The following is a 10,505-nucleotide window of genomic DNA, read 5'->3' on the forward strand; positions in this document are numbered from 1 at the left end:
TGCAGCGACCGATTGAGTCTGAGGCGAGAAGGCCGCGCCGTGGACGCAGAGTCAACCACAATGACTTGTCGGTGCCGGGTGCGACGATGTGCGGCTACTTCGAGCCAAGGAGAAAGTCATGAAGAAGTTCGCCCTCGCGACGGCGCTGATCGGGTTCGCCATCGCCATGAGCCCGCCGGCAGCGGCCGAGTCGTCCTGGACCATGCCGAACCTCATCGGGATGGACCTGCAGGGTGCCCAAGATGCCATCCAATCGGTCAGCGGCGGCGAGGTCTGGTTCAGCACCTCGACCGACCTGACCGGTCAGGGCCGTGCCCAGCTCAGCGACCGCAATTGGCAGGTGTGCAGCTCGACGCCGCCGCCGGGATCGGTCTTCACCGCGACCACCGAGATCGACTTCGGTGTCGTGCGCATCGACTCCGAGGACTGTCCCTGACTCAGGCCGTCACCGCGCCGCCGGCTGCCAGCAGCAGGAGCAGCCGGTCGCGCGCGTCGGTGCTCTCCGGGTCGTCGTAGAGCTCATCGCAGGCGATCCGGACCAGGCGTCGCCAGGTGTCGTGGGAGACCTCGGCCGCGGCGCCGAAGAGTCGGCGCAGCCGGTCGAAGGCGTCGGAGTCAAGCGGATCGTGGTGCAGTTCGTCGCAAACGGCTTGAATCTGCTGTTGTAGCGAAGGATTCACGAGCCGAACGCTCGCGACCGCCCATGCGTTGTCGGTGGGATCGAAGTCTGCCAGCAAACCTTTGATACGGCCAAAGCGCCGCCCCCGCGGTGAACCATATGTGCATATTGCATTACCGCATGCAAATATGGCAAGGCGGGTCAGTTGTATGGTTATGCAGGCTTACAGTATTGTCGAGGTGGTGGCAGGCAGCGTGTTCCTTCGTCAGTCCGCCCCGGCCGAACCCACGCCCCGGGAGCGCATCGTCGATGCGGCGATCAAATCCTTTGCCCAGCAGGGTGTTACGAACACCCCGCTGCGTGCGGTCGCCGATGCTGCCGGCGTCAGCGTCGGGCTGGTGCAGCATTACTTCGGTAACAAGGCCGGTCTGATCGCCGCGGTCGACGAACACGTCCTGCAGGTGTTCAACGAGGTCCTCGAGGCGAGCCCGTTGCCGCACCCGCCGTCGGAACAGTCCGACGAGATCCGCGGCCGCTTCACCCAGCTATTCCACGAGTACCCCGAGGTCACCGATTACGTCGCGCACGCGCTCAGCCAGGGCGATGAGATCGGCAATGTCATCTTCGACGGTCTGCTGCAGATCAGCATCGAGCAGGGCAAGGGTTTCGACGCCCAGGGCCTGCTGCGCGATGACCTCGACTTCGACTGGGGCGCCCTGAATCCGCTGATCCTGCGCGTCGGCGCGATGATCCTGCGCAACCACATCGAACGGCATATTCCCGAGCCGTTCCGCACGCCCGCCCAGTTGCAGCGGTGGGATGCCGCCGTGACATCGCTGATCCGCAAGGGACAGTTCGCGCCCGGCGCGGCGGAGACCTAGCGGCCCGATCGGTCCGCGTTCGAGGGGTGCGCGACGACCGATCCACGGACGCGATCCGCGGGGCTCATGGGGGGAGGGCCTCGCGGATCGCCCGGATTTCGTCGGTCGGCCCCTCGCGTGAATGGTGATCCATAGGGGGAGTTTGATGACGCAGTCCACGATGTCGCCCGATGTCGACACCCTGCCGGTCGCGCCGGCCAACCCGCTACCGCTGCGGGCGCGGCTGGCCGCGGCACGGCACTATCACCACGGTCAGGTGACGCTGCTGCAGTCCGGAGGTCCGGTGACCCGCGTGGTCCTGGGACCGGCCGGCTCCGGGCCGTCCATCGTCTTCGTCATGTCACCCTCGGGTGCGCGGGATGTGCTGGCGCTCAACAACGAACACTGTGACCGCACCTCCCTGCACGACGAGATGCGCCACCTCATGGGCGACAACCTGGCCGATCTGCCCAACGCCCCGTGGAAGTCGCGCAAACGCACGCTGCAACCGGTGTTCACCCCACGCCACGTCGCCGGGTTCGGTCACCACATGGCCCGCACCGCCGAGGAGATCGCGCAGGGCTGGAGTGACGGGGCCGAGGTGGACCTGGACGCCGAGGCGCGCTGGCTGACCATGCGGGTACTCGGCCGCACCGTGCTGGGCATGGATCTGGACACCCGAGCCGAGTCGCTGGCCGAACCGCTGACCATCGCGCTGTCCTATATCGCCGACCGCAGCATGCGCCCGGTGCGCGCACCGCGGTGGCTGCCGACCCCGGCGCGCCGGCGGGCCCGCGCGGCGGTGGCCCGGATGCGCGGCCTGGCCGATGACGTCGTCGCCGGCTGCCGCGCCGATCCTGACCGGGAGGCGCCGCTGGTGCGCGCACTCATCGACGCCACCGATCCCGACACCGGTGAACGCCTGTCGGACTTCGATATCGCCAGTGACCTCATCGCGTTCATGGTGGCCGGGCATGACACGACGGCGACGACGATCGCCTACGCGTTGTGGCAGCTGGGGCGCCAACCCGAGATGCAGCGGCGTGTCGCCGACGAGGTCGCCGCGCTGGGGGACGGCCCGCTGGGCCCGGATTCGGTTGCCGGACTCGGCTATACGACCCAGGTGTTGCGCGAGGCGCTGCGGCTGTGCCCGCCGGTGGCGGTGGCGGGCCGAACCGCGCTACGCGATATCGCCGTCGACGGGTACCGCGTCGAGGCGGGCAACATGGTGCTGGTCGGCATCTTCGGCCTGCACCGCAACCCCGAGTTGTGGCCCGATCCCGAGGCGTTCGACCCCGAGCGGTTCAGCCCGGCGAACATGGCCGAGCTGGACCGCTGGCAGTACCTGCCCTTCGGTGGTGGGCCACGCACCTGCATCGGTGATCACTTCGCGGTGCTGGAGGCGACGCTGGCGCTGGCCGCCGTGATCCGTACGGTCGAGATCGATTCGCTGGCAACGGAGTTCCCACTGGCGGTGCCGTTCACGATGGTCGCCGACGCGCCGATTCCGGCGCGGGTGCGGCGCCGGTCATAGCCCGGTCAGCCGGCTGAACGCGTCCTCGGACGCCTGCCGGCTCGGCGGCCACGCCTGCTGCCACTCCCGCAGCGGCACATCGGCGTCGGGCTCGAAACGCAATGCCATGAGCCGGTATTCGTGCTCACGCCAACCGTTGAGGCGCCAGTCGCCGCCGGCGAACTCGACGAGCCGGTGAATCTCGACGATGCCGTTCATGATGCTGTGCCGGCCCAGCGGCAGCGGCCGCCCGTGGGCGGTGTTGACCGCCCGGCAGTGTTCGCACGCCAGCCATGACCAGCGCGACGAGCCGCCGGCGGTGCCGCGGAAGCAGACGATGCACAGGTCGTGCTCGCGGGACACGTCGTGGCCCTCCCACTTCGAGGGGCGGTCCTCGTGACGGCAGGACTGCCACCGGCGATACACCGGTCCGCGCAGCGTGCCGCACGGAATGTGCACCGACAGTTCGGTGATGCGTGCGCGCAGGGCCGCGTCCGCCGGGGTCAAGGGTTGTTCGGTCATCGTTCGCCATTCCTGGCGGCGCCGCGTTCGGGCGCCCACCGCTTGCACTGTCGTGCCGGCTCTTCCCCTGGGGCACCGTGCGGTGGCGCGCGGTTGCCGGGACGGCGGGCCAGGTACCCGAACAGCCGTCCGCTCGTGAGCTGAACCCAGGATACGTCGGCGCACCGACATGTCGGAGGCGCGCGATATCCTGAAGTCAGATTTCAGACCTGCCCGCCGGATCGCCGGCGCGAGGCCACGGGTCGACAATCCAAAGCAAGCGCTGCCTTCACCGAGGCGGCGGAAGGGAGCACCCATCATGACGCTCGACCAACCCGGTTACGACGTGATCGGCGATGTGCACGGCTGTGCCGATGACCTCGACGCGCTGCTGGTGCACATGGGTTATCGGATGCGTGACGGCGCGCACCGGCACCCGCGTCGCGAGGCGATCTTCGTCGGCGACCTCATCGACCGCGGCCCCCAGCAGCTGCGGGTGCTGCAGACGGTCAAGGCGATGGTCGACGCCGGCAGCGCCCGAATGGTGTTGGGCAACCACGAATTCAACGCGCTGGCGTATGACTTCGAGTGGCCGGCGGGCTCCAGACGATATCTGCGGGAACGGTCGGCGAAGAACACCGCGCAGCACGCCGCGTTCCTGGCGCAGGTGACCGGGACGCAGCGCGCCGAATACCTGGCGTGGTTCCGGACCCTGCCGCTGTGGCTGGACCTGGGCGAGATCCGGGTGGTGCACGCCTGCTGGCACGAGGAGTCGATGGCGGTGCTCGGCACGGACCGGATCCTGAGCGACGAGCAGCTGATCCAAGCGTCCACCAAGGGCGACCCGATGTACGACGCCGTGGAGTCGCTGCTGAAGGGTCCGGAGATCAGCCTGATCGACCACGGGGCGCAGCCCTACGTCGACAAGGACGGGCACCGCCGCGACGCGGCGCGGCTGCGCTGGTGGAACTCGGCGGCGACGACGCTGGCCGATGTGGCCGAGATCGGCGGTGACTTCACGACCGCCGACGGCGCGCCGTATCCGGGGTTGCCGGCCATCGATGTGGCGCAGGAGTACGTGTACGACGGGCAGGTGCCGGTCTTCTACGGTCACTACTGGCGCAAGGGTGAGCCGACGCACCTGCGCGACTGGACCGACTACGCCGCGTGCGTCGATTTCAGCGCGGTCGTCGGCGGGGCCCTGACGGCCTATCGGTGGTCGGGGGAGACCTGGATCGATCCGCGGCACTACGTGCGGGCGCCTCGCTGAGAACGTTCTCAGCCCATCGCCGCAGGTCGGTGCCGGAGTTCGCCGGAGCGGCGGGTCTCGATTACCCGTCGTTCAGCCCGAGCGCCTAGGCTGCGGTCCGACCCTGACAGTGGCCCGGTATGTGCCGCTCACGCCGCACCCCCGAGGACATTTGATGGCGATCGCCGACGTGCCTGCCTACCTGCATCTCAGTAGCGCGGATGTCGACGAGATCGCCTTCGAACTCGACGTGATCCGCCGTGATATCGAGGACTCGCTCGGCGCCAAGGACGCGGCCTATATCCGGCGGGTGATCCACTTCCAGCGCGCTTTGGATGTCGCGGCGCGTTTGGTGATCGCGTGTAGCAAGTCCAAGACCGGCTGGCTGCTGGGCACGGGCGCGCTGGCGTACGCGAAGTCCATCGAGAACATGGAACTGGGCCACAACATCTCCCACGGCCAGTGGGACTGGATGAACGATCCGGAGATCCACTCCAACACCTGGGAGTGGGACATGGTCGGGGCGTCGGCGCAGTGGCGGTACTCGCACAACTATCGGCACCACGTGTTCAGCAATGTGCTCGGCATGGATGAGGACATCGGCTACCGGCTGCTGCGGGTGACCGAGGACCAGCCGTGGCGGCTGTGGTACCTGGCGACGCCGCTGCGAAACTTCGTGCTGGCGGCCATGTTCGAGTGGGGCATCGCCCTGCACGGCCTGCACTCGGAGAAGCTGCGCGGTGAGCCGGCCGTGCTGGCGGGGGAGAAGCGCAAGTTCGTCGGCAAGATCGCCCGGCAGCTGAGCAAGGACTACGTGTTCGTGCCGGCACTGAGCGGGCGGCGGTGGCGCCGGACGTTCGCGGCCAACCTCACCGCGAACACGATCCGCAACCTGTGGGTGTACGTCAACATCATCTGCGGTCACATTCCCGACGGGGCCGAGACGTTCGACCCGAAGGTGGTCGAGGACGAGACCCAGGGTGAGTGGTATCTGCGGCAGATGATCGGGACGGCGAACTTCAAAGCCGGTCCGCTGCTGGCCATCTCGGGTGGGCATCTGTGCTACCAGATCGAGCATCACCTGTTCCCGGACCTGCCGAGCAATCGGCTGCCCGAGGTGAGCGAGCGGGTGCGTCAGCTGTGCGAGAAGTACGACCTGCCGTACAACTCGGCGTCGCTGCCGCGGCAGCTGTTCCGGACGCAGCGGATCATCCATGGCTTGGCGGTGCCGGCGTGGGTGACGCGGTTGGGGCGACGTCGCGCATGACCGGCGCGGAAGTGGGTAAGTCGCTGCCCGCCTTGTAGCGACAATTGAGCGACAACGGGGCCGGCGCCGCACGTCGTCCCGTCAACCGTTGGCGCGAACGTAGGCGGCGAACCCGGGAATGGTGAACCGCAGCTTGCCGTGCCCCACCGCCTCGATATAGCCGCCGTCGATCAACTGCTGCCGCGGTCGGCTCACCGCGGTCGTCGCCACCCCGAGTTCGGCAGCGATCGCCGCCCGTTCCACCGGGCCGTCCCCGACGGCGGCCATGGCCGCCAGGAACCGCTGCTGCTCGGGGGTGACGCGGGTCAGGCGGGTGCGGAACAGGCCCGTCATGCGGTCCTCGATCTCCTCCTCGGCCCGCCGGACGTGACCCACGTTGATCGTGCTCCCGGCGGTGGGCCGGGCAATCTCCCAGGTGGAGTCGCCGATGAGCTGCACCTTGTGCGGGTAGCCGGCGGCGAGCTCGATGGCGGCCATGATGGCCTCGTCGGACCAGGTGACCTGGTGATGCTCGGCGGGCAACCGGATGGCCTCGGCGACGGCGACCTCGGTGAGCAGGCCGAGTTCGACGAACCGGGACCGCTCGCCGAAGGTGGCCGCCTCGGTCACCGCCGGCGGCAGCGAGGGCAGCCCGGCGGCGATCACCGCGACCGGGATCGCGTCCGGGGCGCCGTCGAAGTGTTGCAGCCCGATCAGCAGGCTCTTGCGATCGCCAAGTTGGGCCTCCTGGAACTCGTCGACGAACACGACGAGCCCCTTGGCGGCATGCGTGCGGCTGAACCGGCCGGCATCTTCGAGCAGCTTTTCCAGCACGGCCGACCCCGGGGCCTTGTCCTGCGCGGATAGCGTCGCGCCGACCCTGACTCCCGGGATCCCGAACTCGACCTGGACCTGGGCCAGTCGGTCCAGCAGCGCGTTCGCCCGGTCCCCGAAGGAATGGTCCTTGACCGCCGAGCTCAAGCCCTGCGCCATATCGGGCGACATCGGCCGGTCATCCCGGCCGGTGACCCACACGGTCAGGAAGCCTTCGGCGAGCGCGTCGCGCTGAGCCATCCGCAGCAGCGACGTCTTGCCGAGTCCGCGCGGAGCGTGGAAGGCCAGCAGGGGACCGCCGGATCGTCCGAGCATGCTCAGCCGGGATACCTTGTCCCGGATCAGCTCGCGTTCGCGGCCGCGGCCGGCCAGGTATTCCGGCAGCGACCCGGGGGCGTATGGGCTCGGCTCCATCGGCGCACCTCCCCGCATAGTTTGGTATAAATCGCCTGGAAGTATACGGATCTATACGGGGGTCTGGGGGTCCATCTCGGTAGCGAGGATGTCGACGAGATCGCCTTCGAGCTCGACGGTATCCGCCGCGATATCGAGGACTCGCTCGGCGCCAAGGCCGCGGCCTATATCCGGCGCGGAAGTGAGTAAGTCGCTGCCCGCCTCGTAGCGACAAATGAGCGACAACGGCGCGGGGTCCGGTGTTGGTCCCCTGACTGTGTCCGGCTTATGTCGAGCGTCAGGGCCCAGGCTGGGTCTGACGGAACTGGCGCAGGCGCGTGCCGACGCTCGACCTCGTCGCTGCGGCAGACCTATTCCGCCCACAGCTCGTCTGGCCGGCCACCATGGCGAAGCTGTACGAAGGGCGGACGCAGTGCCGATTTCGCGACTTTCATGGCCGAGATCGGCGGGAGTACGAACGGCGGCCACCGTTGATGAAGGCACTCGACGAAAAAAGCTCTGATTGCAACTAGCCGGCGATCGGTCTGCGCACATCCAGCTGGGCGAGGTCGGCGGCGACACGCCCGGCCGCCAGCCCGGCGATGTTGGACGCCGACACCGCACGGGCAACGGCAGCCGGGCAGAGTCGGTCGAACAGGTCGTCGGTTGCCTGGCTGCGCGCCGCCAGTACCGGTAGCAGCTTGTCGTGATCGAGGTCGGCGGTGGCGGTCGTACTGGCGGCGGTGAGGCGTTCGCCGACACGGATGGCATACGAGACGAGAAACGATTGGCGAAAGGATCTCGTTCTGGCGTGCTTACTGGTGGTTTGGCGTCCGGCGGCCAGCATCGCCCGGTTGGCCTGCACCAGCAGCGACGTGATCAGCAGCTCGACGGACTCCAGGTCGGCGTCGGCGCCGACGATGGTGACGAATCCGAGCTTCTCCGCCCACACCACCCGACAACCATTGGCCGTCGCCACCGCCTGCACCAGTGTCGCCTTGGCGCCGGCATAGGGATTGTCGATCCAGAGCCGTCGTGCGACGGCCTCCGCCGAACGACCGGCCTCGTGATTGCGGATGGCGCTGTGCAGCGAGTACTTGCTCATCAGTTCCTGCGCCTTGGCGGAAAGCGCTTCGGCCTCCTCGGGGAACTTGGTCGCCTCGGCCTTGGCGAGCAGTCCGCGCACACGCCCGAGTGCCTTGGCGTCGACGCCGCCGACCACGACAGCTTCGTGGCGGCGCGCACCAGGAAGAGGCAGTACCGGCTCCAGGGCGGGAAGCCGCCCCAGGAACCGGAGCAGGTTCAGCACGACCGCCAATGCCGCGCGATGACTGAGCGCGTGCCGGTCGGCCCATTCCCACATCTGCGGCGCATGAGTGGCGGGATCGATCTTGGTGGACAGCGCGGCGAGGTCGGCGCGCCACCGCGGATGCAGCGTTGCCGTCGCGTACTGCCGCGATTCGCGCACGATGGCTTCGTCCAGGTAGTCGGTCGCCGATCCGTCGAGGCGGCGACGAACGAGCTCGTGCAGGTCGCTCGGGGACCAGCCCGCCGCCCATGACCGGCCGATGGCACCGGCCAGGGCGATGTCGGCGGCAGCGTCGAGGTCACGGGTCCAACCGGAGAACTCTTGGAGCAGCTCGGCGGCGTGGAACTCGGCGTCGTGGTCGGGACAGTTCGCCGAGTCGTACAACGCTGAAACAAGGTGGTCGAGGAGGACGATGCGGTCATGGCCCGGTTCGGGCTCGCGGTGTTGGCGTTGAGATGAGGCGCGGCGGCGGGCCTTCTGCTTGGCCGCGCGCTTCTGGCGGTTGTGTCGGCTCATGTCCGGATTGTGTCGGAGGGGTCCGACAAATCACGGGTGCTCGGGCATGGGCACGGTGTGTCTGGCTGGGTGGATGTGTAATGGGATCTGACCGGTTCCGTAATGCCATGGAGGTCGTTGTCGATTCCGATGGTCGAGTGGTACTGCCCAAGCCACTGCGTGACGCTTTAGGGCTGATCCCCGGTTCGACGGTTGACATCTCGGCATACGGCGGCGGATTGCAGATCGTGCCCGGCGGGCGAACGGCCCGACTGGAACGCGATGACGACGGGTGCCTGGTCGCCAAGGCCGACACCGTGGTCACTGACGGACTCAGCGGGCATGCGTTGGCCGAAACGTACTCGGTGCTGACCCGCCTGCCCGGCGATGCCCGCGTCCTTCCCTCCGACGCGGTGACGCTGATCGACGAAAACTTCGCCGCGCCGCTTCAGTTCGGCGCACGCGCATCGCGAGCCCGGAGGGGCATTGCGGGCGGCGCGACCTACGAGGGCTCGTCGCATTGGCCGCTCGTGAGCACGGCGCAGTTCTGGCGACCCGGGATGCGCGTGCCCGGGCGACCTACCTGGCGCTCGGTGTGAATACCGAAGTCCTGGCCGGCGGCACGGTGTCCTGACAAGCTCACGGGCGACCGACTTTCGCGCCACGGCGCGTGCGAGGTTCTATCTACACCGTGTCACGGATCAGCTTGCGTTCATGGCCGCGGCCTGTCAGATACTCCGGCAGCGAGCCCGGTGCGTACGGGCTCAACTCCATCAGCACACCTACCGCATAGTTCGGTATAGATCCTCCCAAGGTATACGGATCTATACGGACGGCTCAGGGTCAGTGTTGGGTAATCACGCCCTGATGACGGGCGCCAGCACGGAGTCGAGGATCTTGGTATCGCGGGTCGCGACGGTGAGATTGCGACGAAGTGCCTGAGCGACGATTGCTCGATCGAATGGATCCCGATGCGGCCACGGGAGTCGGCCGGCGAGGATCGCGTCGGCGGACTCGATGTGCAGTTCCCCGGCATTCATGCCGGCGATGACGTCTGACCACGTTGACAGCAGTGCCTCGCCGTCGAGTCGGCCGATCCGGGTCTTGATCGCGATCTCCCAGGCCGACGCGGCACTGACCCACACACGGGTGTCGGGACTGGCCAATGTGTCCAGCGCTACGGCGTCGATGTCGGTCGGTGAACTGATCAGCCACAACAGCGTGTGCGTGTCGAGCAGAATATTCACCGGTCTTCGACGCCGTCCCATGCGTTCAGCTCGGCATCGGGAAGTGGTTCGTCAAAGTCTCTGGGAATCAACAGGTTTGGCAACTGTCCGAAGATCCGTGGCGCGGGCTGCACCGGCACAAGTCGAGCGACGGGGCGCCCGTGATTGGTGATGGTCACCGACGCGCCGGTGCGCTCGATATCGGCCAAGATTCGGTTGAGCTTGTTCTTGGCCTCGGTGCTGGTGACGCTGCTATCCAT

General features: G+C 67.7%; 11 protein-coding genes, 2 pseudogenes and 1 riboswitch. Of the genes and pseudogenes, 7 read left to right on the forward strand and 6 right to left on the reverse strand.

The window, feature by feature from the left end:
- Positions 1–118: 118 nt before the first annotated feature.
- Positions 119–436, forward strand: a complete 318-nt coding sequence (locus ACWDUN_RS00535; RefSeq protein WP_449923115.1) for a hypothetical protein — start codon at positions 119–121, stop codon at positions 434–436.
- A gap of 1 nt (position 437) precedes the next feature.
- Here the strand turns inward: ACWDUN_RS00535 and ACWDUN_RS00540 are convergent, their stop codons facing one another.
- Entirely contained in the window at positions 438–737 is a 300-nt protein-coding gene (locus ACWDUN_RS00540; RefSeq protein ID WP_449923117.1) for a hypothetical protein, read from the reverse strand.
- A 124-nt stretch (positions 738–861) separates the two neighbouring features.
- On the opposite strand from ACWDUN_RS00540, the gene ACWDUN_RS00545 reads away from it, so the two are divergent.
- Both ACWDUN_RS00545 and ACWDUN_RS00550 read left to right on the forward strand, forming a co-directional pair.
- Complete coding sequence (locus ACWDUN_RS00545) at positions 862–1,500, forward strand: TetR/AcrR family transcriptional regulator (protein ID WP_449923120.1); 639 nt, start codon at positions 862–864, stop codon at positions 1,498–1,500.
- A gap of 145 nt (positions 1,501–1,645) precedes the next feature.
- The gene (locus ACWDUN_RS00550) at positions 1,646–3,013 is read left to right on the forward strand and encodes a cytochrome P450 (RefSeq protein ID WP_449923122.1); all 1,368 of its coding nucleotides are present in this window, start codon (positions 1,646–1,648) and stop codon (positions 3,011–3,013) included.
- Here the strand turns inward: ACWDUN_RS00550 and ACWDUN_RS00555 are convergent.
- The gene (locus ACWDUN_RS00555) at positions 3,008–3,514 is read right to left on the reverse strand and encodes a hypothetical protein (protein WP_449923125.1); all 507 of its coding nucleotides are present in this window, start codon (positions 3,512–3,514) and stop codon (positions 3,008–3,010) included. The genes ACWDUN_RS00550 and ACWDUN_RS00555 overlap by 6 nt on opposite strands.
- Positions 3,515–3,547: 33 nt before the next feature.
- Positions 3,548–3,655: riboswitch (SAM riboswitch) on the reverse strand.
- Positions 3,656–3,812: 157 nt separating this feature from the next.
- Here ACWDUN_RS00555 and ACWDUN_RS00560 point away from each other — a divergent pair.
- Both ACWDUN_RS00560 and ACWDUN_RS00565 read left to right on the forward strand, forming a co-directional pair.
- Entirely contained in the window at positions 3,813–4,763 is a 951-nt protein-coding gene (locus ACWDUN_RS00560; protein WP_449923128.1) for a metallophosphoesterase, read from the forward strand.
- 154 nt (positions 4,764–4,917) lie between these two features.
- The gene (locus ACWDUN_RS00565; protein ID WP_449923130.1) at positions 4,918–6,009 is read left to right on the forward strand and encodes a fatty acid desaturase family protein; all 1,092 of its coding nucleotides are present in this window, start codon (positions 4,918–4,920) and stop codon (positions 6,007–6,009) included.
- A gap of 81 nt (positions 6,010–6,090) precedes the next feature.
- Here ACWDUN_RS00565 and ACWDUN_RS00570 read toward each other — a convergent pair whose 3' ends face one another.
- Positions 6,091–7,236 carry an ATP-binding protein gene (locus ACWDUN_RS00570; RefSeq protein ID WP_449923133.1) on the reverse strand — a complete coding sequence of 382 codons (1,146 nt, stop codon included), beginning with the start codon at positions 7,234–7,236 and terminating at the stop codon, positions 6,091–6,093.
- A gap of 508 nt (positions 7,237–7,744) precedes the next feature.
- A complete protein-coding gene (locus ACWDUN_RS00575) occupies positions 7,745–9,040 on the reverse strand; it encodes a DUF2786 domain-containing protein (protein ID WP_449923136.1) in 1,296 nt (431 codons plus the stop codon).
- Positions 9,041–9,147: 107 nt separating this feature from the next.
- Between ACWDUN_RS00575 and ACWDUN_RS00580 the strand changes: the two are divergent.
- Together ACWDUN_RS00580 and ACWDUN_RS00585 are read left to right on the forward strand one after the other, a co-directional pair.
- Positions 9,148–9,267, forward strand: a pseudogene (locus ACWDUN_RS00580) (AbrB/MazE/SpoVT family DNA-binding domain-containing protein); the annotation flags it as partial.
- A 24-nt stretch (positions 9,268–9,291) separates the two neighbouring features.
- Positions 9,292–9,653, forward strand: a pseudogene (locus tag ACWDUN_RS00585) (VapC toxin family PIN domain ribonuclease).
- Between the two features lie 223 nt (positions 9,654–9,876).
- Here ACWDUN_RS00585 and ACWDUN_RS00590 read toward each other — a convergent pair.
- Complete coding sequence (locus ACWDUN_RS00590; protein WP_449923139.1) at positions 9,877–10,266, reverse strand: type II toxin-antitoxin system VapC family toxin; 390 nt, start codon at positions 10,264–10,266, stop codon at positions 9,877–9,879.
- Positions 10,263–10,505, reverse strand: coding sequence for a type II toxin-antitoxin system Phd/YefM family antitoxin (locus tag ACWDUN_RS00595; protein ID WP_449923141.1), 243 nt, complete (start codon positions 10,503–10,505; stop codon positions 10,263–10,265). Before ACWDUN_RS00595 ends, ACWDUN_RS00590 begins: the two co-directional genes overlap by 4 nt.

It is taken from the genome of Mycobacterium sp. NPDC003323, assembly GCF_053589535.1.